Below are 20,850 nucleotides of genomic sequence, written 5' to 3'. Positions count from 1 at the left end.
GCGGGCCTGTCAATGGCGGCGCCGTACCGCGTGACCATATGGGAAGATCTCCCTGTCATCGTGTCGTTCCGCAGAGAGGTGCCCGGCATGGCCAAACTGCTGCCGCTGGTCCGCGATGCGGCCCCGGAGGATCGCGGTCAGACCACGGTGCTCGACGCGGCGCTGCTGGCCTTCCTCGATTTCGGGATCAAGCGCACCAGCATGGTCGAGGTGGCCCGGCGTGGTGGACTGTCGCTGGCCACGCTGTATCGGCGGTTCGCGGGCAAATCCGATCTCATCCAGGCCGTCGCGCTGCGGCAGGTCCGGCAATTCGTGCGGCAGGTCGATGCGGCCGTGCAGCCGCAGATCGATCGCGACGCCCCGGCCGAGGAGCAGATCGTCGAGCTGTTCGCCGCCTTCGTCGACGGGCTGCGCGGCAACCGGCTGCTGGATCGGCTGCTCGAAACCGAGCCCGAGGTCGTGCTGCCGTATCTGACGGTGCGGGGCGCGCCGGTGATCGAGCTCGGGCGCGACTATCTGGCCGAATTCATCACCCGGCTGCAGGACGAGGGCAAGCTCGAGCGCTACGATCCGCTGCCGCTGGCCGAGACGATCGCGCGGACCGCGCTGTCGATGGAGCTGACCCCGCAGACGATGATCCCGCTCGACGACGAGGCGGCGCTGCGGCGGTACGCGCGCGATCACATCGTGCCGGGCTTCCGGGTGCGCTAGACCAGTGGCAGCCGCAGCATTCTGCGGACGCGCAGATCGGTCAGGAACGCGTTGATCGGAAAGAGCCCGAGCTGCTTGGGCATTCGCTCCTCGACCGCGCCGACCGCACGCAGCAACCGGGCCAGCCGGCGATCGTCGTCCTCGCTCCAGGTCATGCCCATCTGCTCGCGCAGCCGCGGCGGCAGCAGACCGGCGACCACCCAGCGATGAAATCCGCCGAACGCCAACCGAATCGGGCTCGGTAGCATCCGCAGATCGATCAGATCCTCGAAGTAGGCACGTACGGGTGGATCGATGGTCGTGCGGGCCAGATTCGCCGCCCAGTACCGATCGAAGGCCTCGCGGTCGGGCGGCCATAGCTCCTGCGGCATCTGCAGTGTCGTGCCCAGCCGGGCGCAGTGGTGATAGAAACCGTCGGCATCGGCCTCGGTCATCCGGCCGTGCATGCGCTCGTACAGATCGTGCGCGCCCCAGTACAGGCAGGCTGCCACCCACAGCTGCAGCCGCGGATCGAAGGCGTTGTACCGCACCGGACTCGACGCGGTGGAGTGCACCGGGCGATGCGACCGGTTGATCGCGGCGCGGTAGGCCGCGCGCTCGGATTCGGTGCCCAGCAGGGCGACGGCCAGATAGGTCAGCGTGGTGCGGGTGCGCTTGATCGGATGCAGCATGACCTTGCCGCTGTCCACCGTGCTCTCGATGACGCCGAAGCCCACCGGCCGGGAGCTGAGCTGCATGATCACATTCGCCGCGGCGCCGAAGAGGGCGGCGGAGCCGTCGAGGTGGCGGGCGATATCGAAATCGCTTGTCGGCGGTGACTGTTCGTGCGTCGTTGCGCGAAGCGGCCCGGTCATCGTTGACCTCACTCTCGGATGAGAAGGCTATGTACCAAAGCTCTCACTGACCCAGTGCCGTGTCAACCGTCACAGGGCGGCGGGATTGGTAGTTTGGGCGGGTGATCTCTGGGTCCTTGCCGCTGTTGCCCTCGCTCGATCCCGCCGCCGTCGCCGCCGGGGCCGATATCCCGAATGCGGTCACCATCGACGGGCAGGTCCTGTCGCGCAGTGATGTGCTCGGCGCGGCCACCTCGGTCGCCGAGCGGATCGCGGGCGTCGATCGGGTGGCCGTGCTGGCGCGCCCGACCGTGACGACCGTGCTCGCGGTGGTCGGCTGCCTCATCGCGGGCGTGACGGTGGTGCCGGTGCCGCCCGATTCGGGCGTCGCCGAACTCGAGCACATTCTCACCGATTCGGGTGCGCGGGCGTGGCTCGGCGAGGCGCCGGAGGGGAGCTCGCTGCCGGTGGTGCCGGTGCGCAGACATGCCCGCTCATGGCACACTTATCCCGAACCGGGCGCGCGCACAACGGCTTTCGTGCTCTACACCTCCGGTACGACGGGTGCGCCCAAGGGTGTGATGCTCAGCCGCGGCGCTATCGCCGCCGGGTTGGACGCGCTGGCGCAGGCGTGGGCGTGGACGGCCGATGATGTTCTGGTGCACGGCCTTCCGCTGTTCCATGTGCACGGACTCATCCTCGGCATGCTCGGCCCGCTGCGGGTGGGCAGTCCGCTCGTGCACACCGGTAAGCCGACGCCCGCGGCCTATGCGGCGGCGCACGGGACGCTGTACTTCGGCGTGCCGACGGTATGGTCCCGGATTGCCGAGGATCCTGCCGCGGCAAAGGAATTGGCCGCGGCGCGGCTGCTGGTATCGGGCAGCGCGCCGTTGCCGGTGCCGGTCTTCGAGCGGCTGCGCGAGCTGACCGGACATGCGCCGATCGAGCGATACGGTATGAGCGAGACCATGATCACGTTGTCCACCCGTGCGGACGGCGAGCGCCGCCCGGGCTGGGTCGGCACGCCGGTGGCGGGGGTGCAGACGCGGCTGCGCGACGAGGCCGGGGCCGCGGTGCCGCACGACGGGGAGAGTATCGGCGGGTTGCAGGTGCGCGGGCCGATGCTGTTCGACGGCTATCTCAACCGGCCCGACGCGAGCGCCGAATGTTGGACGGAGGACGGCTGGTTCCGCACCGGGGATGTCGCGGTCGTCGACGCCGGCGGATTCCATCGCATCGTCGGCCGGGAATCGGTGGACCTCATCAAGTCCGGCGGTTTCCGCGTCGGGGCGGGGGAGATCGAGACGGTGCTGCTGGGGCATCCAGCCGTCGCGGAGGTTGCCGTCGTCGGCGTGCCCGACGAGGATCTGGGCCAGCGCATCGTGGCGTTCGTGGTACCGCGTGCCGCGCCGGGCGATTCCCTCGAGCGTGACCTCATCGACCATGTGGCGCAACAACTCTCGGCGCATAAGCGACCGCGCGAGGTGCGGCTGGTGGATTCACTGCCGCGCAATGCCATGGGCAAGGTCCAGAAGAAGCGGTTATCGGCTTGACCTTCAGCGCACTCGAGGTCCTAGGCTGCGTTTCATGATCGCAACGCTGTCGCCCGCCCAGATCGAGTATCTGCGCACCCAGCGGCTGGGCCGACTCGCCACCATCCGCCCCGACGGCTCGCCCCAGAACAACCCGGTCGGCTTCCGCTACAACGAATCCCTGGGCACCATCGACATCGGCGGCGCGAACCTGGGCGCCTCCCAGAAGTTCCGCAACCTCACCGAACACGAGCGAGTCGCCTTCGTAGTCGACGACGTGAAGTCCTTGTCCCCCTGGGAAGTTCGCTGCCTGGAAATCCGCGGCACAGCCCAAGCCCTGCGCAACACGCAAACCCACATCCCCGGCACATCCCCAGAACTCATCCGCATAACCCCAGAACGAGTGCTGGCCTTCGGAATCGAGTAACCCCCGCCGCTCGCTGCGCTCGCGGCGGGGGACAGTGGGGAGGCTGCCGCGCCTGCCCTCTTTGCTCGTCGGTGCGCCAGCCCTCTTGTCCCCCGCTGCGCCAGCCCCTCTTGTCCCCCGCCGCGAGCGTAGCGAGCGGCGGGGGTGGCTTCGTCAGTTCGCGTGGAGGGCGGCGTTGAGTTCGATGCCGGTGCCCTTGCGGGCCACGACTTCTACTGTGCCGGTGAGGGAATTGCGGCGGAACAGGAGGTTGGGCTGGCCCGACAGTTCCGCGGCTTTGGCGGTGCGGCCGTCGGGGAGGGAGACCTTGGTGCCCGCGGTGACGTAGAGGCCCGCCTCGATGATGCAGTCGTCGCCGAGGGAGATGCCCAGGCCCGCGTTGGCGCCGAGCAGGCAGCGTTCGCCGATCGAGATGACCTGTTTGCCGCCGCCGGAGAGCGTGCCCATGATCGAGGCGCCGCCGCCGATATCGGAGCCGTTGCCGACGACCACGCCCGCGGAGATGCGGCCCTCGACCATCGAGGCGCCGAGGGTGCCGGCGTTGAAGTTCACGAAGCCCTCGTGCATGACCGTGGTGCCCTCGGCCAGGTGCGCGCCCAGGCGCACGCGGTCGGCGTCGGCGATGCGGACACCGCCGGGCAGGACGTAGTCGACCAGGCGGGGGAACTTGTCCACGCCGTACACGGTCACCGGGCCGCGGGCGCGCAGCTTAGCCCGCACCAGTTCGAACTCCTCGGTCGAACACGGTCCGTGATTGGTCCACACGACGTTGGCGAGCTTGCCGAAGATGCCGTCGAGGTTGGCGCCGTGCGGACGGATCAGCCGATGCGAGAGCAGATGCAGCCGCAGGTAGGCGTCATGGGTGTCGGCGGGCGCGGCGGACAGATCGGCGATCGTCGTGCGCACGGCCACCACATCCACCCGGCGGGCCTCGTCGAAGCCGGTCAGCTCGGCGAACCTGGCGTATTCGGGATCGGCCGGGCTCAGCTTCTCGGTCCCGGCCGCCGCGAACTCGCCCAGCTCGGGATACGGATACCAGGTGTCGAGGACCGTGCCGTTGACGGTCACCGTCGCGAGGCCGACTGCGGATGCTCCCTGAATGCTCACAACAGGCAGTTTAGGCAAACAAACAATTAGGGTGGACGGGGTGACCATCGATCTGCGCGCCGACCCCATCGCCTTGACCGCCGCACTCGTCGACATGCCGAGCGTTTCGCGGGACGAGGCGGCCATCGCCGACATCGTCGCGAAGGCGCTGCGCGAGCAGACCGAGGGCTTCGAGGTGATCCGGCACGGCAATACCGTGCTGGCCCGTACCCACCGCGGCCGCCCGACCCGGGTGATGCTCGCCGGACATCTGGACACCGTGCCGATCGCCGGCAACGTCCCCGGCCGCTTCGTCGTCGAGGACGGCGAGGAAAAGCTGTACGGCTGCGGCAGTGTCGATATGAAATCCGGCGACGCGGTCTTCCTGCACCTGGCCGCCACGGTGGCCGATCCGGTCTGCGATCTGACCCTGATCTTCTATGACTGCGAGGAGATCGCCGCCGAATTCAACGGCCTCGGCCGCATCGAACGCGAACTGCCCGACTGGCTCGCCGCCGATCTGGCGATCCTCGGCGAACCCTCGGGCGGCTGGATCGAGGCGGGCTGCCAGGGCACCCTGCGCGCCCGGCTCACCGTCTCCGGCACTCGTGCCCATACCGCGCGAGCCTGGCTGGGCGATAACGCGATTCACCGCCTCGCCCCGATCCTGGAGCGGCTGCGCGACTATCGCGCCCGCGAGGTCGAGATCGACGGCTGCGTCTATCGCGAGGGCCTGTCGGCGGTCCAGGTGTCCGGCGGGGTGGCGGGCAATGTGGTGCCCGACGCGGCCGAGGTGGTGGTAAACTTCCGCTTCGCACCGGACCGTTCGCTCGACGAGGCGACCGAGCATGTGCGCCAGATCTTCTCGGGCCTGGACATCGGTTTCGAACGCGCCGACGGCGCACCGGGAGCGCTGCCCGGCCTCTCCGCGCCCGCGGCCAAGAATCTGGTCGAGATGGTGCACTCCCACGGCGGCGGCGGGGTGCGGGCGAAATACGGCTGGACCGATGTCTCCCGATTCGCCGCGCGCGGCATCCCGGCGGTGAACTTCGGTCCGGGCGACCCGAATCTGGCGCACAAGGTCGAGGAACATGTGCCGACCGCGCAGATCACCGCCGTCACCCAGATCCTGCGCAGCTATCTGACCGGGGCCGGTGCGTGAGGTGTTGCCGATCCGGTTCGCGTTGTTCGCCGGGTGGTCGGGCTGCCGTGACCGTCCGTCGGTAGCGGGTCGGTAGCGTAGCTATATGTCCACCGAGTCCGAGCCCGACTTCACCCGATCGCCGAAGACCCCGAGGTTCCGCGGGCCCATCATGCTGCGGCGCGATCGCAAGCAGGGCAGCGGAACTACCGATGAGCATCTGCTCGACGGACGCGGGCCCACCGACTGGGTGCACACCGACCCGTGGCGAGTGCTGCGCATCCAGAGCGAATTCATCGAGGGCTTCGGCGCACTCGCCGAAATCCCCCGTGCGGTAGCGATATTCGGCTCGGCCCGCACCGCCGCGCACAGCGCCGAATATCAGGCCGCCCAGGCCATCGCCGGTGCGCTGTCGCACGCCGGATTCGCGGTCATCACCGGTGGCGGCCCGGGAATCATGGAGGCGGCCAACCGCGGCGCGTCGGAGGCCGGGGGATTCTCGATCGGACTCGGCATCGAGTTGCCCATGGAACAGGGCCTCAACGACTGGGTCGATCTGGGCCTGAACTTCCGATACTTCTTCGCCCGCAAGACGATGTTCGTCAAGTATTCACAGGCCTTCATCTGCCTGCCCGGCGGATTCGGCACCCTCGACGAGTTGTTCGAGGCGCTCACGCTGGTGCAGACCCATAAGATCACCCGCTTTCCGATCGTGCTGTTCGGCACCCGGTACTGGTCGGGACTGGTCGAATGGCTGAAGGATTCGATGCTGGGCTCGGGCAAGATCTCGCCCGGCGATGTGGATCTGCTGTATGTCACCGACAGTGTCGACGAGGTGATCGACATCGTGGTCCGCGCGGCCGAGAGCCGTGCCGAGCGCCCGATCGGCACGGAGGATCAGTGGTGAGCTTCGCGGTCTGCGTCTACTGTTCGGCGAGCGCACACGGGTCGGAGAATCTCGACCTGGCCGCCGAGGTGGGCGGCGAGATCGCCCGGCGCGGTTGGCAATTGGTATCCGGCGGCGGCAACGTCTCGATGATGGGCGCGGTGGCGCGGGCCGCCCGCGCGGGCGGTGCGCGCACCATCGGCGTGATCCCGAAGAGCCTCGTGCACCGTGAGGTCGCCGATGTCGACGCCGACGAACTGATCGTCACCGACACCATGCGTGAGCGTAAGCAGGTCATGGAGGATCGCGCCGACGGCTTCCTCACCCTGCCCGGCGGCGTCGGCACGCTCGAAGAATTCTTCGAGGCCTGGACCGCGGGCTATCTCGGCATGCACGGCAAACCACTGGTGATGCTCGATCCGCACGGGCACTATCGTGGCCTGTTCGCCTGGCTGGATGAGATACAGCGTGGTGGATTCATCGGGCAGGGTGCGCTCGACCGGGTTACCGTGACCACAGACCTGGCATCGGCGTTCGAGGCGCTCGCCGAGCCGACCTGAGCTCGAATCTGGTGGAGGAACCGTGGTCGCGGACACCCGTAACGTCTCGCTGTTCGATCTCGCCCGCCGACTGCCGGGCATGGCATGGGACGCACCGGGGCTGCTGCGCGGCGCGCTCGGCATGCTGGTCCGCTCGCACGACAGATCGTCTGTGGGACTGTACTTTCAGCGCGCGGCCGACCGGTTCCCGGATCGGCCGTTCCTGCGGTTCGAGGGGCGCGACTACAGCTACGGTTCGGCCAATGCCGAGGTGAATCGCTATGCGGATGTGCTGACCGCGCGGGGCGTGGGCCGCGGCGACGTGGTCGGGGTATTGATGACCAATCGCCCCGAGACGCTGTTCGTGGTGCTGGCGACGGTGAAGCTCGGCGCGACCGTCGGACTGCTGAATCACAATCAGCGCGAACAGGTTCTGGCGCACAGCTTCGGTCTGCTCGACAGCGTGGTGAATGTGATCGGCGAGGAATGCCGCGAGGCGCTGGAGTCGCTGCCCGAACCGCTCGGGAAGGTGCTCTACTCCGGCGAGCTGGAGGAGCTGGCCCGCGGGGCCGACGCCACGAATCCGCCGGTGTGCGAGGACGTCCGGGCCCGCGAACGGGCATTCCTGATCTTCACCTCCGGCACCACCGGCCTGCCCAAGGCCAGTGTGATGACGCATCTGCGCTGGACCAAGAGCATGGCGGGCCTGGGCGGCTTGGGAATTCGGCTGCGCGGCGACGATACGCTCTACAGCTGCCTGCCGCTCTATCACAACAACGCGCTGACCGTCGGGCTCGGTGCGGTGCTGGGTGCGAGGGCGACTTTCGCTCTGGGACGCAAGTTTTCGGCGTCGCGGTTCTGGGAGGAGATCGTCGCCTCGCGGGCGACGGCGTTCATCTACATCGGTGAGCTGTGCCGGTATCTGCTCAGTCAACCCGAGAAGCCGCAGGAGCGTGAGCATCGGGTGCGCCTGGCCGTCGGCAACGGATTGCGGCCGGAGCTGTGGGACGAATTCCGCGATCGGTTCGGCATCGATCGGATCGTCGAATTCTATGGCGCGAGTGAGGGAAACGTCGCGTTCATCAACGCGTTCGGGGTGGATCGCACGGCCGGATTCGGGCCGCTGCCCTATGCGGTGGTCGAATTCGACGATGCCACCGGCAAGGCCAGGCGTTATCCGGACGGGCGGCTGCGGCGGGTGCGTTCCGGAGGCGTGGGCCTGCTCCTGGCCAAGGTGACCGATCGCTCGCCGTTCGACGGATACACCGATCGGGACGCGACCGAATCGAAGCTCGTGCGGGGCGCGTTCGACGACGGTGACTGCTGGTTCGATACCGGGGATCTGGTGCGCGATCAGCATTGGCGGCATATCGCGTTCGTGGACCGCCTCGGCGATACCTTCCGCTGGAAGGGGGAGAACGTGGCCACGACCCAGGTCGAGGCCGCGTTCGACGGGGCCTCGGCGATTACCGAGGCCGTGGTCTACGGCGTCGACATCCCCGGCGCCGACGGTAAGGCCGGTATGGCTGCGGTGACCCTGAGCCCCGGCATCGATCTCGACGGCAAGGCCCTGGCCGCCCAGCTCTACGACCGCCTGCCCGCCTACGCGGTGCCGGTGTTCCTGCGCGTCGTCGACGAGCTGAAGACCACCTCGACCTTCAAGAGCCTCAAGGTCGACCTCCGCAAACAGGGCTACACCCCCGACGACAAGACCACCCTCTACGTCCTGTCCGGCCGCACCGACGGCTACGTCCCGTACTACGAGGCCTACGTCGACGAGCTCGCCACGGGCAAAGCCCCCAAGCCCTGAAGGCCGATCCACAAGGGCCTGAAGGCCGAGCGAAGCTCGGCCAATAGACACCTTGCGAAGCTCGGCTAATAGACTCAGCCGGTGTTATCCAGTTTGTGCGGGAAACCGGTGGCAACGGATCGAGCGCTGGTCATGGCCATCGTGAATCGCACGCCGGACTCGTTCTACGACCAGGGGGCGACCTTCTCCGACGAGGCCGCGATGGCGGCCGTCGAGCGGGCCGTCGCCGAGGGCGCGGATCTGGTGGATATCGGCGGGGTGAAGGCCGGGCCGGGCGCCGAGGTGGACGCGGCCGAGGAGGCCCGCCGGGTGGTGCCGTTCGTGGCGGCCATTCGCGAACGCCATCCGGACCTGCTGATCAGCATCGATACCTGGCGTGCCGAGGTGGCCCGGGCCGCGGTCGCGGCGGGCGCGGATCTGATCAACGACACCTGGGCGGGCGCGGATCCGGATCTGATCGGGGTGGCCGCGGAGCTGGGGGTGGGCATCGTCTGCAGTCATACCGGCGGGATCCAGCCGCGGACCCGCCCGCATCGAACGCGCTACGCCGATGTCGTGGCCGAGGTCACCGAGACCGTGGTGCGCGCCGCCGAGGCGGCCGCCGAGGCCGGGGTGTCGAAGGATTCGATTCTGATCGATCCGACCCATGATTTCGGCAAGAACACTTATCACGGGCTCGAACTGTTGCGGGCGATGGACGTTCTTGTAAAAACCGGATGGCCGGTCTTGATGGCACTGAGCAACAAGGATTTCATCGGGGAGACTCTTGGTGTCGGCCTATCCGAGCGATTGGAGGGCACATTGGCGGCTACCGCATGGTCTGCCGCGGCCGGCGCACGAGTATTCCGTGTCCACGAGGTCGCCGAGACCCGGCGCGTGGTGGACATGATCGCCGCGATCCAGGGCATCCGGCCCCCCGCTCGAACTCTGCGAGGTCTGGTATGACAACCAACCCCGAAACTCTCGACAACACCAACGATTGGGCGATCTCCCGTACCTGGGACCGCCCCGAGTGGACGACCGACGAACTGGTCGTCGCCAAGGCCGGGCGCACGGTCTCCGTGGTACTGCCCGCGCTGAACGAGGAACGCACCGTCGCCGACGTGGTGACCAGCATCCTGCCGCTGGTCGGGACGCTGGTCGACGAGCTCGTCGTGCTGGATTCCGGATCGGTGGACGCGACGGTCGATCGGGCCCGCGCCGCCGGGGCCCGAGTGGTCACCCGCGAGCAGGCCGTTCCCGAACTGGATCCGGTGCCAGGTAAGGGCGAGGTGCTGTGGCGCTCGCTGGCCGCCACCACCGGCGATCTGATCGCCTTCGTCGATTCCGATCTGATCGATCCGGATCCGATGTTCGTGCCCCGGCTGCTGGGACCGCTGCTGACGGTCGAGGATCTGCATCTGGTGAAGGCCTACTACCGCCGCCCGCTGCGCCAGGGCGAGACGGTCGATCACAACGGCGGCGGCCGCGTCACCGAACTGGTGGCCCGCCCGCTGTTGTCCGCGCTGCGCCCCGACCTGTCGAAGGTGTTGCAGCCCTTGGGTGGTGAGTACGCGGGTACCCGCGATCTGCTCACCGCGGTGCCCTTCGCCCCCGGCTACGGCGTCGAAATCGGCCTGCTGCTGGATACCTTCGACCTGCTGGGTCTCCCCGCGATCGGCCAGGTCAACCTGGGTGTCCGCACCCACCGCAACCGGCCCCTGTCCGACCTGGGCGTCATGAGCCGCCAGATCGTCGGAACGATCTTGGGCCGCAGCGGAATTCGCGATTCGGGCGCGGCGCTGACCCAATTCCCTTTGATAGGCGACGAATTCACGGCGCAGACCACGGAAGTCTCCCTGTCCGACCGACCCCCGATGAACACCCTCCGTCCCACAAGAGTGGCCGCCTGACCCCGCCGCTCGCTGCGCTCGCGGCGGGGTCCATGGTGAAGGGTGTGCTCGCGGCGGGGTCCACGGTGAAGGGTGTGCTCGCGGCGGGGTCCATGGTGAAAGGGTGTGCTCGCGGCGGGGTCCACGGTGAGGTGCGCTCGCGCGGGGCGCACAGTGAAGTGAAGGTCGCCCATCATCTTTCGTGGCGGTAGATGGGGGTCAGTAGGTCCGCTTCCAAAGGTTCGCCCGTATTGCGGTCGTAGCGCACGCCTACGACGGCGGAGAAGGGGTGGGTGCCTGCTCGTTCGTGGAGGGTGGCCAGGCGGGTGGCCAGGAGGCGGATGGCGCCCAGGGAGCCGGGTGGGTGGAGGCCGTCTATGACCAGGACCGCGCCGCGGGCGTCGGGGCGGGGGAGGCGGGCCAGATAGGCGATGTCGTAGGGCTCGGTGCCGCCGGGGCGGTAGACGCGGCGGGCGGCGCGGTCCTCGATGCCGCGGCGGACGCGGCCCGCGCGAGCTACGGTGCGGCGCAGGCGCGGATCGGCCGCGACGAGATAGCGCAGGCTGGGGGAGAGTTCGGGGCCACCCAGGACGATGAGGCCCTCACGATCCAGATCCAGCGGCCGCCCGGGCAGGAAACGTTCCACGCCGACGGTAAAACCCAACTCCCGCAACAGTTCCACCAGCCGATGCGGCGCCGCGGCATCGGGCGCGCCGACCAGCGGGGCGGCCCGCGTGGTGCTGCGCACATCCGGGGTGAGAATCGTCAACGGTCCGTGCCCGAAGAACAGGCCCTCCGGCACGGGACCCTGCGTACTCACCTGATGAATGCGCGCGCGTGAAAGCCCTGCCGCCGCACCGATTCTCGCGAAGGTCCACCCCTCGGCGTGCAATTCGCGAATGACGGCCCGTCGAATGCGCGTGAGTTCGTTGATGGTTTGCTGGGCCTGAGCAACCCCTTCGGTGGCCGCTTTCAGGCGCTCGACCTTGTCCTCGATCGCGAACACCCGTGCCACCTCATCGGCTGACATGTGCGAAGTCTAGAGCGCTCGACAGCCGGATGTGTCCAGTAGCCTTGACGACCAACTGGCCGCTATCTTTCTCGCCGCGGCCCGATTACCTGCGGTAATACGTCCGAATGACCCGAAATGGACCCGGCCGCCCGAGGCAGTGAGCGGAAATCGTTATGTCGCGTCGAAGTCGATCGGCGGTTTCTCATTGCGCGCCAGCGGTTTCGGCGGCTCCGGCGGCGTATAGCCCGGCGGTGGTGCGTATTCCGATCCGATGGACTTACTGGTCGGTTTGTCGAATTTGCCGGTGAACAGCGAATCATCGCCGTCGAGCAGATGTTTCGTCACCATCGACCGCGGTGTCATTCCGCGCAAATCATTGAACGGCCGACGTAACTCGTTGAGCTCCTCCAACGGTTTACGCAATTCGTCGAGTTCGGGTCCGAGCTCGCTGCGCAGCTGACTGGTCGCGCCGCTGGCGTAATCGCGCACCTGCCGCAGGCTCTGGGCGGTCCAGCGAATCGCTCCCGGCAGCCGCTCGGGACCCAGGATCATCAGCGCGGCGACCACCAGGATCACCATCTCGGGCCAGCCGATATTGAACACATGGACAGGCTACCTGGGCCGACCCGCGCCGGCCGAGGTAGCCCGCCGGGGTGGTCAGTCCGATTCCAGCGTCACCGGAACATCCACGCGCCGGCCGTCCCGGATCAATTGGATGTTCACCGTCTCGCCGATCTGATGCGACTGGATCGCCACGGTCAGCTCGGCCGTCTCGGTGATCTCGCGGTCGCCGACCTTCACGATGATGTCGCCTTCGGAGATACCCGCCTTGGCGGCCGCGCTGCCCGCCTGTACATCGGCCACCTGCGCGCCGCTGAGCACGTCGTTCTCGACCTGCTTGGTCTTGGCGCTCACGCCGAGCTGCGGATGATGCACCTGACCGTCGCGGATCAGCGTCTGGGCGATGCGCTGCACCAGATCGACCGGAATCGCGAAGCCCAGGCCGACCGAACCGCCGCTCTCGCTGCGGATCGCGGTGTTGATGCCGATCAGACGGCCCTCGCTGTCGATCAGCGCGCCACCGGAGTTGCCGTGGTTGATCGCGGCGTCGGTCTGCACGGCGTCGAAGGCCCCGGCCGAATCGTCCCCGGCCTCCGGGGTCTCCACGATCGCCCGATGCAGGGCGCTGACGATGCCCGAGGTGACGGTCTTCTGCAGGCCCAGCGGCGAGCCGATCGCCAGCGCGTCGTCGCCGACCTGCACATCGCCGGATTTGCCCAGCCGGATCACGGTCAGATTCTTGACATCGACCTTGAGCACCGCGAGATCGCTCTTGGGATCGCGCCCGACCAGCTTGGCCGCGCTGCGGGTGCCATCGGAGAAGGTGACCTGAATCTTGGCGCGGCCGGACTTGTCGGTGGCGGCCATCGAGATCACATGGTTGTTGGTGACGATATATCCGTTGCCGTCGATGACCACGCCCGAGCCCAGAGCGCCGTTATCGCCGACGGTTTCGCGGATCGACACGACCGCGGGCAGCACCGCGTCGGCCACCTTGGCGACCTGGCCGTGCGGCTTGTTGATCGCGCTCTCCTGCTGCAGGGCGACCTTATGTGAGGTCAGCGGGGCGGTGGCCTCGGCGGTCAGCCGGCCGATCAGCCCGCCCGCCACGCCGATGAGCAGCGCCACCACGGCCAGCACGATGAGGGCCTTGGGCGCCACGCGGCCGCCGAACAGCACCTCGCGTGCGGTCAGGCGGGTGGCCGGGGGCAGCGGCTGGGGTTCGGGCGTGGGGATCGCGGGCGCGCCGAGCCGGGCGCCGGATTCCGGATCGCGCCAGGGATCGGCCGGAGCCGTGGACGCACCGGAATCATCGATCGCGTCCGGATCGCGTTGCAGCAGTTCGGTGGAACCCTCGGGGCGTCCGAACGCCTCGGCCAGCACCGTGTCCGGGGGACGGTTCACCAGTTCCGGGCCGTCCTGACGCGGAGTCGCCGCGCCGGGTGTATGCGGCGCGAAGGATCCGGCCAGCCCGGTGGGGCGACGGAACGCGCGGGTGGTGTGGGTATCGATATGGGGGCGATAGACCGGGCGCGGCCCCAATACGGGCGCGTCCGACGGCCTCAGGTTCCCCCTGTCGGCCGGCGAATCCGACGCGGCACTGCGGTCATCGGACGTCGATCCGGCGTTCGTGGATTCGGAGGTCACGGGGTGAACTCTACTTGCGCCACCATCCGGTCCACCGTCTGCTGTCGGACACGAAATGGAACGAATCCGTCCGCAGCCCGAGGAAACTCGTGCCGCGCGATATCTCGTCCGCATTCGGACCGGTGAGATCGGCGAGCGGAATGCGGCTCAGCGTGTCGTGCAGATCGGTCGGCGCGGAGATCTGCAGCTGCGCGGCCTGCCGCAGGGCGACACGGGCCTGCTGCTGCGCCTCGACCTCGGACGCGCATTCCGGGCATTTCGCCAGATGTTCGGCGGCCCGCAGATAGGCATTCATGCGCAGCTCGCCGTCGACGTATGCGGCGATGGCCTCGCTGGCCAGATGCTCGGTGGGGGCGAATCGGGGCCGGTTCGCCGCGGCATCTTCGCCACTCATACGGTGCACACCTTTCCGACGGACAACAGCTGCGCCGGGATCGGCCGCCCGATGGCGGTCGGCGATCACCCGACCTTCTCGTCAGCGGCGAACCGCTGCTGAGATCCATTATGCGCAAGGTACTCCCGCAGTGCCTGACGGCCGCGGTGGATACGGCTGCGCACGGTGCCCAGCTTCACGCCGAGGGTCGCGCCGATCTCCTCGTAGGACAGGCCCTCGATATCGCACAGGACCACGGCCGCGCGGAATTCCGGAGCCAGCGAATCCAGCGCCGACTGCAGGTCGGGGTCCAGGCGGGCATCGTGATAGGCCTGTTCGGGGCCCGGGCCCTCGGACGGGACGCGCTCGTAGTCCTCGGGCAGCGCCTCCATGCGGATCCGGTTGCGCCGGCGGACCATATCCAGGAACAGATTGGTCGTGATGCGATGCAACCAGCCCTCGAAGGTGCCGGGCTGATAGTTGGACAGCGATCGGAACACGCGGATGAAGGTTTCCTGCGTGAGATCCTCGGCGTCCTGGGGATCGCCGGTGAGGCGGTAGGCCAGCCGGTAGACCCGGTCGGCGTGCTCGCGGACCAGTTCGTCCCAGGTGGGCATCATGTCGCGGTCACCGGTGGCGTCGAAGGCCGCGGTGCCGGACAGCGAATCGGGGGTGGGGTCGCCGCCTTCTGCGGTGTCCGCAGTGGGCAGCTCGTAATCGGCCGTACCGTCGATAGGCAGGCCCGATTCGGGCAGGTGGGCGTATTCACGCGCCGCATCGACCTTGTGGATGGGGTTACCTCCTACTCGGGACCGTGGTCGGCGCTATAACACGACACTGGGTCGTGCAGGGAAAGCAACCGAATTTCCAGGACGGTTGTTCCCAGAGCGTCGCCCGACGGTCGGTCGGCCTTTGCGTAGCCCTTACTTTGTCGGGTCCCGATGTGCCGGTGGTATGGGGAGGCTGAGGGACACCTGAGAAAACTGCGCCCGCGGCAAATCCGATTTGCCGGTGCCGACGGGCTCGTCGTTCGCGACGCGGGAGGTCCTCCGCCGTTAGCCTCATACCGTGAGTCAGTTATCCACCGCAGCGGCCCTGCAGCGCAACCTCGCCTATGTCGAGGAATCGGTCGTCGAGGACGAGATCCTCCTCTCGGCGCGGGAGCGGGCCACCGAGCTGGGCGCCGCACCGGTGCCGCCGTCGGTGGGTGCGTTGCTGAGCATGTACGCCCAGCTGCTGGGGGCGCGGGCGGTCGTCGAGGTGGGTACCGGCGCCGGGATCAGTGGGCTGTGGCTGTTGGACGGTATGCGCGAGGACGGCACGCTGACCACGATCGACTCCGAACCGGAGCATCAGCGCGCCGCGAAGGATGCCTTCCGCACGGCCGACATCCTGTCCGCGCGCACCCGGCTGATCAACGGCCGCGCGCTGGATGTGTTGCCGCGCCTGGCCGATGGCGCCTACGACCTGGTCTTCATCGATGCCGCGCCGCTCGAGCATCCGCAGTACGTCGCCCAGGCCGTGCGGCTGCTGCGCGAGGGCGGGGCGATCCTGTTGCACAATGCGCTGCTGGGCGGGCGGGTTCCCGATCCGGCGCAACGCGATCCGGCCACCCAGGCCGTGCGGGCCGCGACCAGGGCCATCGCCGAGGATCCGGATCTGACCAGTGTGCTGATTCCGGTCGGCGACGGATTGCTCTGCGCCTCACGCGGATAACTCGTCCGGAATCGGGTATCGCCTGGGTTATATCCCGGCCGGTTCGGCGATTCCGGCCAACCCCGAGCTGAGGTGATCGCATGCCACGTCCGGATCGCATTGTGGCGCAGGCCTTTTCAACACTGACATGGATTCGGCACGCTCGTGTGTTCCATCCCGACGGGCTCCCGCTCACCGGCGCCCTGCACGCCCTCGACGACGACTACGCGCGGTTGATCGGAGCCCCCGACCGGCCGGTGCTGGCGCGCATGTCCAAGGCCGTCGGCCTGCCCGGCGGCATCCCCGATGCGCTGGGATTGGCTGTGCGCGTACTGGATTGGCAGGATCGGCCCTGGGATCTGGCACTGGCCACCACCGGCACGGGTCCCGTCGGACGTTTCGTGCTGCGGCCGGTGCGCAGCTGGGTCGAGGCCCGCTACGGCAGCCTGATGCCCTATTCGTTCTTCGACGGCCCGCCCGAATGGATCTTCGCCGAGCCGGATTCCGCTCAGCCGCACTCGGTTTCGCTGGAATCGCTCTGCGAGTACCGCGATGGGCACCGGCTCGATTTCGTGCTGTGCGCGGCCTCGCTGCTCGGTCCGCCCCGCCCGCTGGCCGAGATCACCCTGTCCCGTCCGGAGATCGGCGAGCATGCCGCGCCCGGCTTCTTCGATCCGGTACTCAATCGCCCGCCCGGGGTGGAGCTGCTGCCGCGTGCCGTGGCGACCGTGCGGCAATGGGCCTACGCCGGGAGCCGGCGCGGACGCGGTGAACACGCACCCGTGGCCGAGGAGGGGTTGGCCGCTTTTCAGGGGCAGAACATCCGCTGAAACGCTGGTCATCGGCCTCTTGCGTGACGATTGAACACCTGTTTAGTATATTGAACATGTGTTTAAGAGAGCAGCCGTATCGGAAGGATCCACTGACGATCTGAGCACCCGCGCCCGCATCCGCGACGCCGCGATCGTCACCTTCGGCGATCAGGGTTTCGGGGTCGGTGTGCGTGCCATCGCCGCCGCCGCGGGTGTGTCCGCGGGCTTGGTCAACCATCACTTCGGTTCCAAGGACGGATTGCGGGAGGCCTGCGACGAATACGTGCGCGATCTCATCCGGCAGGTGAAGACGGAGTACATTCGCGACCCCACGCCGAAGAGCCTTCTCGAATCCCTCTCGGAGATCGAGGATTTCGCTCCGTACATCGCCTATATGATGCGCAGCTTCCAGGCCGGGGGGTCGCTCACGGTCACTCTGTTCGAACATATGGTCTCCGATATCGAGGGCTATCTCGTCACCGGTGTCGAGGCGGGTACGTTGCGGCCGCAACGCGATCTGAAGGCCACCGCGCGCTATATGGCCCTGCACAACGGCGGCGGATTCTTCCTGTTCCTCCAGCTGTACGCCGCCCGGCACGACGGAAAACTCGACTACCGCAAGGCGCTACGCGAATACGCCGACCAGGTCATGCTGCCGGCGGCCGACATCTTCACCAATGGCCTGTTCACCGATTCGATGATGCTGGACACCCTGCTCGACCGGAAACGGTGAACCCCTTATCTCATAAGGAGATTCGATGTCATCGGCAATCAGTGTCCGAGATCTGCACAAGCGGTTCGGGCAGGTGCACGCCCTCGACGGCCTCGACCTCGAGGTCGCCGAGGGGGAGGTGCACGGATTCCTCGGCCCGAACGGGGCGGGTAAATCGACCACCATTCGAATCCTGCTGGGCATCCTCGCCAAGACCTCGGGCGAGGTCCGGGTGCTCGGCCGCGATCCGTGGTCCGACGCCGTCGCACTGCATCACGACATCGCCTACGTACCAGGCGATGTCACGCTGTGGCCGTCGCTGTCGGGCGGGGAGACCATCGATCTGCTGGCCCGCATGCGCGGCGGGCTCGACACCGATCGGCGGGCCGATCTGATCGAGCGCTTGGACTTCGACCCGCGGAAGAAGGCCCGCACCTATTCCAAGGGCAATCGGCAGAAGGTCGCCCTGATCTCGGCATTCTCCTCGAATGCGACACTGCTCCTGCTCGACGAGCCCACCTCGGGCCTGGATCCGTTGATGGAAAAGGTATTTCGCGACTGTGCCCGCGAGGCGGCCCAGCGCGGTACGACCGTGCTGCTGTCCAGCCATATCCTCTCGGAGGTGGAGGCGCTGTGCGATCGGGTCACGATCATCCGGGAGGGCCGCACGGTGGAGAGCGGCACCCTCGCCGAGATGCGGCATCTGTCGCGCACCTCGATCAAGGCCGAATTGACCGGCGATCCGGGCGATCTCAGCCGCATCCCCGGCGTGGCGGATATCAGCCTCGAGGACCATACGCTGCACTGCCAGGTCGACGGGGAGCATCTGGGTGAGCTGATCCGGGTGCTCGGCGACACCGGGGTACGGAGTCTGGTCAGCCAGCCTCCGACGCTGGAAGAGCTGTTCCTGCGGCACTATTCGCTCGACGGGGGCGAATCGCGTAACGACTCCGAGGCGGCGCGCAAGCTCGCGGAGGCGTCGAAATGACCACGGCGACCGTCGCGCGCCATCGCCTCGTCGAAATACCCAGTGGCGCTGCTGATTTCACCGGGACGCTGCAGTTGTTGCGGCTGTATCTGCGGCGCGATCGCCTCGTGCTGCCACTCTGGGTGTTGCTGTTGTCGGTGCCGCTGGGCAGCGTCTACATCAAGAGCACCGAGAAGGTGTACTCGACCGGGGTCGATCTGCGGAACTTCGCCCACACGATCCTGACCAGTCCGGCGCAGCTGGCCATGTACGGCCCGATCTACAACACGACCTCGGCGGCCGCGGCAGGTCTGTGGAAGGCCGGGATGTTCCACACGATCATCGGGGTCGCGACGATTCTCGTGGTCATCCGGCATACTCGCGCCGATGAGGAGACCGGGCGCGGGGAGTTGCTGGCCTCTACGCGGCTGGGGCGGTTCGCCAATCTCACGGCCGCGCTGATCATCGCCGGTGGCGGCGCGCTGGCCACCGGGCTGATCGGTGCCGCGAGCATCGAGGCCGCCGGTGTTTCCGGCTCCGACGCACTGGCATTCGGACTCGCCGAGGCCGCGTCCGGCATCGTCTTCGCGGGCGTCGCCGCGGTGGCGGCGCAGCTGAGCGCGAGTGCGCGGACCGCCCGGGGTATCGCCCTCGCGGTGCTGGCGGCCTGCTACTGCCTGCGCGCGGTCGGTGACGCGCGGTCCGCCGGTGGTCCCACCAGCCCGCTGACCTGGCTCTCGCCGCAGGGGTGGTCGCTGCAGGTGCGGCCGCTCGCGGGTGACCACTTCGCGATTCTGCTGCTGCATGTGGTGACCACGGTCGTGCTGATCGCGGTGGCCTATGTGCTGTTGAACCGGCGTGATCTGGGGGCCGGGCTGATCTCCGAGCGCCTCGGGGCGCCCGCCGCGGGGTGGTCGCTGGCCGGACCGTTCGGGCTGGCCTGGCGGTTGCAGCGGGGGACCCTGGTGGCCTGGACGATCGGGGTGGCGCTGTACGCGCTCATATTCGGCAGCGTGATCCACGGCATCGGCGGCGAGATCGGTAACAGTAAGGCGGTCAGCGATGTCCTCGCTCGCCTGGGCGGTTCACAGGCGCTCGAGGACGGATTCGTCAATGCGGCTTACACATTCATCGGGTTGGCCGTGACCGCCTATACGATTTCGGCCGCCCTGCGGCTGTATTCGGAGGAGACCGCGCAGCATGCGGAAACGGTCCTCACCGGAGCGGTCGGCCGGATTCGCTGGGCGGCATCACATCTGGCTTATGCCATTCTCGGTCCCGTCGCGATTCTGCTGGTGTCCGGTGTCGTCGGCGGTCTGGTCTACGGTGCCGCCGCGGGGGATATCGGCGGCAAACTGCCGCGGGTCATGGGCGCGGCGCTGGTGCAGTTGCCCGCGGTATGGCTGTTCGCCGGTGTCGCCGTGCTGCTGTTCGGGGTGCTGCCACGCTGGGCTACGGTGGCGTGGGGGGTGTTCACCGCGGCGATCGCGCTGTATCTGCTCGGCGCCGTTTCCGGTATGCCGCAATGGGTTCTGGATCTCGCGCCCTACAGTCACCTGCCGAAGCTGCCGGCGGCGTCGTTCACGGTGACTCCGATGGTGATCATGGTGGTGATCGCGGCCGCGTTGATCGCGGTGGGCCTGTTCGGGTTCCGCCGCCGGGATTTGCGTCAGTAATCTCCCGGTTTCGGCGAATATCGCCCGCTCCGAATCCGGAGCGGGCGATGTTTTTCTGGTCGTCACAGGAATGCCATCCAGCCTCGGTTTCGGCACCGCACCATGGGTATGCGAGCACTGGGGTGGAACAGTGCCCGAGAGCATCCGGGTATCCAACGGCTGCGAATGCGGAGGACTGTCATGTCCGGCGACTACAACGAATACGGAAGGTTCTTCACCGAACACATGCCCCCCGGCTGGCTCGGCCCAGCCCTCGTTGTCCTGGGAATCCTGCTCACCATAGCCGTGTTGGTCATGCTCCTGATCAGCGGCGCCCACTTCCACGACGACCCCACCACCGTCCCCCCGACCACCCCCGGCACCTGCCAACCGTTCTGCACCCAAACCACTTCCGCCCCCGCCCGGCCGTATTGACCCCGCCGCCCGGCCTGGCGGCCGGGCGGCGGGGACGTGGGGTGGCTGCGCCGGGCGGCGGGGACGTGGGGTGGCTGCGCCGGGCGGCGGGGACGTGGGGTGGCTGCGCCGGGCGGCGGGGACGTGGGGTGGCTGCGCCGGGCGG

22 protein-coding genes are annotated in these 20,850 nt (G+C 67.9%); 15 read left to right on the top strand and 7 right to left on the bottom strand.

Annotated elements, in window-relative coordinates; translation table 11 throughout:
• Positions 1 to 87: 87 nt before the first annotated feature.
• The gene (locus tag ACIA76_RS12355; protein WP_397151523.1) at positions 88 to 711 is read left to right on the top strand and encodes a TetR/AcrR family transcriptional regulator; all 624 of its coding nucleotides are present in this window, start codon (positions 88 to 90) and stop codon (positions 709 to 711) included.
• Here the strand turns inward: ACIA76_RS12355 and ACIA76_RS12350 are convergent.
• Positions 708 to 1,565 (bottom strand): oxygenase MpaB family protein, encoded by an 858-nt coding sequence (locus ACIA76_RS12350; RefSeq protein ID WP_397151520.1) that lies wholly within the window; start codon positions 1,563 to 1,565, stop codon positions 708 to 710. The two genes, ACIA76_RS12355 and ACIA76_RS12350, sit on opposite strands and share 4 nt — an antisense overlap.
• Positions 1,566 to 1,666: 101 nt before the next feature.
• Here ACIA76_RS12350 and ACIA76_RS12345 point away from each other — a divergent pair, with 101 nt between their 5' ends.
• Positions 1,667 to 3,097, top strand: a complete 1,431-nt coding sequence (locus ACIA76_RS12345) for an acyl-CoA synthetase (RefSeq protein ID WP_397151518.1) — start codon at positions 1,667 to 1,669, stop codon at positions 3,095 to 3,097.
• A 34-nt stretch (positions 3,098 to 3,131) separates the two neighbouring features.
• Positions 3,132 to 3,503, top strand: coding sequence for a PPOX class F420-dependent oxidoreductase (locus ACIA76_RS12340; protein ID WP_397151516.1), 372 nt, complete (start codon positions 3,132 to 3,134; stop codon positions 3,501 to 3,503).
• Positions 3,504 to 3,656: 153 nt separating this feature from the next.
• Here ACIA76_RS12340 and dapD read toward each other — a convergent pair whose 3' ends face one another.
• Positions 3,657 to 4,610, bottom strand: a complete 954-nt coding sequence (gene dapD / locus ACIA76_RS12335) for a 2,3,4,5-tetrahydropyridine-2,6-dicarboxylate N-succinyltransferase (RefSeq protein WP_397151513.1) — start codon at positions 4,608 to 4,610, stop codon at positions 3,657 to 3,659.
• A gap of 40 nt (positions 4,611 to 4,650) precedes the next feature.
• Here dapD and dapE point away from each other — a divergent pair, with 40 nt between their 5' ends.
• From dapE to ACIA76_RS12305, 6 genes are all read left to right on the top strand, one after another.
• Entirely contained in the window at positions 4,651 to 5,751 is a 1,101-nt protein-coding gene (dapE, locus tag ACIA76_RS12330; protein WP_397151511.1) for a succinyl-diaminopimelate desuccinylase, read from the top strand.
• 85 nt (positions 5,752 to 5,836) lie between these two features.
• Positions 5,837 to 6,637, top strand: a complete 801-nt coding sequence (locus ACIA76_RS12325; protein ID WP_397151509.1) for a TIGR00730 family Rossman fold protein — start codon at positions 5,837 to 5,839, stop codon at positions 6,635 to 6,637.
• On the top strand, positions 6,634 to 7,176 hold the full coding sequence (locus ACIA76_RS12320) for a TIGR00730 family Rossman fold protein (RefSeq protein WP_397151507.1): 543 nt from the start codon (positions 6,634 to 6,636) through the stop codon (positions 7,174 to 7,176). The genes ACIA76_RS12325 and ACIA76_RS12320 overlap by 4 nt, the downstream gene beginning before the upstream one ends.
• Before the next feature lie 22 nt (positions 7,177 to 7,198).
• Complete coding sequence (locus ACIA76_RS12315; RefSeq protein WP_397151505.1) at positions 7,199 to 8,965, top strand: long-chain-acyl-CoA synthetase; 1,767 nt, start codon at positions 7,199 to 7,201, stop codon at positions 8,963 to 8,965.
• A gap of 81 nt (positions 8,966 to 9,046) precedes the next feature.
• Entirely contained in the window at positions 9,047 to 9,910 is an 864-nt protein-coding gene (gene folP, locus ACIA76_RS12310) for a dihydropteroate synthase (protein ID WP_397151502.1), read from the top strand.
• Positions 9,907 to 10,857 (top strand): glucosyl-3-phosphoglycerate synthase, encoded by a 951-nt coding sequence (locus ACIA76_RS12305; protein ID WP_397151500.1) that lies wholly within the window; start codon positions 9,907 to 9,909, stop codon positions 10,855 to 10,857. Before folP ends, ACIA76_RS12305 begins: the two co-directional genes overlap by 4 nt.
• Positions 10,858 to 11,029: 172 nt before the next feature.
• Here ACIA76_RS12305 and ACIA76_RS12300 read toward each other — a convergent pair whose 3' ends face one another.
• The 5 genes from ACIA76_RS12300 to sigE form a co-directional block, all read right to left on the bottom strand.
• Positions 11,030 to 11,866: a hypothetical protein gene (locus tag ACIA76_RS12300; RefSeq protein ID WP_397151498.1), complete on the bottom strand. Its 837-nt coding sequence runs from the start codon at positions 11,864 to 11,866 to the stop codon at positions 11,030 to 11,032.
• 153 nt (positions 11,867 to 12,019) lie between these two features.
• Positions 12,020 to 12,427 (bottom strand): Sec-independent protein translocase TatB, encoded by a 408-nt coding sequence (locus tag ACIA76_RS12295; protein ID WP_397151966.1) that lies wholly within the window; start codon positions 12,425 to 12,427, stop codon positions 12,020 to 12,022.
• Between the two features lie 78 nt (positions 12,428 to 12,505).
• Positions 12,506 to 14,056 (bottom strand): S1C family serine protease, encoded by a 1,551-nt coding sequence (locus ACIA76_RS12290; protein WP_397151496.1) that lies wholly within the window; start codon positions 14,054 to 14,056, stop codon positions 12,506 to 12,508.
• A 10-nt stretch (positions 14,057 to 14,066) separates the two neighbouring features.
• Complete coding sequence (locus tag ACIA76_RS12285; protein ID WP_397151494.1) at positions 14,067 to 14,450, bottom strand: zf-HC2 domain-containing protein; 384 nt, start codon at positions 14,448 to 14,450, stop codon at positions 14,067 to 14,069.
• A gap of 65 nt (positions 14,451 to 14,515) precedes the next feature.
• The gene (sigE, locus tag ACIA76_RS12280; protein ID WP_397151964.1) at positions 14,516 to 15,139 is read right to left on the bottom strand and encodes an RNA polymerase sigma factor SigE; all 624 of its coding nucleotides are present in this window, start codon (positions 15,137 to 15,139) and stop codon (positions 14,516 to 14,518) included.
• Between the two features lie 358 nt (positions 15,140 to 15,497).
• Between sigE and ACIA76_RS12275 the strand changes: the two genes are divergently transcribed.
• The 6 genes from ACIA76_RS12275 to ACIA76_RS12250 all read left to right on the top strand — a co-directional run bounded on the left by ACIA76_RS12275 (position 15,498) and on the right by ACIA76_RS12250 (position 20,705).
• Positions 15,498 to 16,145 carry an O-methyltransferase gene (locus ACIA76_RS12275; protein WP_397151492.1) on the top strand — a complete coding sequence of 216 codons (648 nt, stop codon included), beginning with the start codon at positions 15,498 to 15,500 and terminating at the stop codon, positions 16,143 to 16,145.
• Positions 16,146 to 16,225: 80 nt separating this feature from the next.
• Positions 16,226 to 16,954: a phosphodiesterase gene (locus ACIA76_RS12270; protein WP_397151490.1), complete on the top strand. Its 729-nt coding sequence runs from the start codon at positions 16,226 to 16,228 to the stop codon at positions 16,952 to 16,954.
• 58 nt (positions 16,955 to 17,012) lie between these two features.
• Positions 17,013 to 17,669, top strand: a complete 657-nt coding sequence (locus tag ACIA76_RS12265; protein ID WP_397151488.1) for a TetR family transcriptional regulator — start codon at positions 17,013 to 17,015, stop codon at positions 17,667 to 17,669.
• 25 nt (positions 17,670 to 17,694) lie between these two features.
• Positions 17,695 to 18,636, top strand: coding sequence for an ATP-binding cassette domain-containing protein (locus tag ACIA76_RS12260; RefSeq protein ID WP_397151486.1), 942 nt, complete (start codon positions 17,695 to 17,697; stop codon positions 18,634 to 18,636).
• The gene (locus ACIA76_RS12255; RefSeq protein ID WP_397151484.1) at positions 18,633 to 20,291 is read left to right on the top strand and encodes an ABC transporter permease; all 1,659 of its coding nucleotides are present in this window, start codon (positions 18,633 to 18,635) and stop codon (positions 20,289 to 20,291) included. Before ACIA76_RS12260 ends, ACIA76_RS12255 begins: the two co-directional genes overlap by 4 nt.
• Before the next feature lie 180 nt (positions 20,292 to 20,471).
• Positions 20,472 to 20,705: a hypothetical protein gene (locus tag ACIA76_RS12250; RefSeq protein ID WP_397151482.1), complete on the top strand. Its 234-nt coding sequence runs from the start codon at positions 20,472 to 20,474 to the stop codon at positions 20,703 to 20,705.
• Positions 20,706 to 20,850 lie beyond the last annotated feature (145 nt).

Origin of the sequence: Nocardia sp. NPDC051570 (assembly GCF_044454005.1) — a bacterium.
In the GTDB taxonomy this organism is placed as follows: Bacteria; Actinomycetota; Actinomycetes; order Mycobacteriales; family Mycobacteriaceae; genus Nocardia.
This window is presented reverse-complemented; position numbering and strand designations above follow the sequence as displayed.

What these genes read in the sequence shown, in the direction of transcription:
- ACIA76_RS12305 (WP_397151500.1), top strand. Translation starts at nt 9,907, where the DNA reads ATGACAACCAACCCCGAAACTCTCGACAACACCAACGATTGGGCGATC.
- ACIA76_RS12325 (WP_397151509.1), top strand. Translation starts at nt 5,837, where the DNA reads ATGTCCACCGAGTCCGAGCCCGACTTCACCCGATCGCCGAAGACCCCG.
- ACIA76_RS12340 (WP_397151516.1), top strand. Translation starts at nt 3,132, where the DNA reads ATGATCGCAACGCTGTCGCCCGCCCAGATCGAGTATCTGCGCACCCAG.
- ACIA76_RS12250 (WP_397151482.1), top strand. Translation starts at nt 20,472, where the DNA reads ATGTCCGGCGACTACAACGAATACGGAAGGTTCTTCACCGAACACATG.
- ACIA76_RS12350 (WP_397151520.1), bottom strand. Translation starts at nt 1,565, where the DNA reads ATGACCGGGCCGCTTCGCGCAACGACGCACGAACAGTCACCGCCGACA.
- ACIA76_RS12255 (WP_397151484.1), top strand. Translation starts at nt 18,633, where the DNA reads ATGACCACGGCGACCGTCGCGCGCCATCGCCTCGTCGAAATACCCAGT.
- ACIA76_RS12355 (WP_397151523.1), top strand. Translation starts at nt 88, where the DNA reads ATGGCCAAACTGCTGCCGCTGGTCCGCGATGCGGCCCCGGAGGATCGC.
- ACIA76_RS12295 (WP_397151966.1), bottom strand. Translation starts at nt 12,427, where the DNA reads ATGGTGATCCTGGTGGTCGCCGCGCTGATGATCCTGGGTCCCGAGCGG.
- ACIA76_RS12270 (WP_397151490.1), top strand. Translation starts at nt 16,226, where the DNA reads ATGCCACGTCCGGATCGCATTGTGGCGCAGGCCTTTTCAACACTGACA.
- ACIA76_RS12260 (WP_397151486.1), top strand. Translation starts at nt 17,695, where the DNA reads ATGTCATCGGCAATCAGTGTCCGAGATCTGCACAAGCGGTTCGGGCAG.
- ACIA76_RS12300 (WP_397151498.1), bottom strand. Translation starts at nt 11,866, where the DNA reads ATGTCAGCCGATGAGGTGGCACGGGTGTTCGCGATCGAGGACAAGGTC.
- ACIA76_RS12285 (WP_397151494.1), bottom strand. Translation starts at nt 14,450, where the DNA reads ATGAGTGGCGAAGATGCCGCGGCGAACCGGCCCCGATTCGCCCCCACC.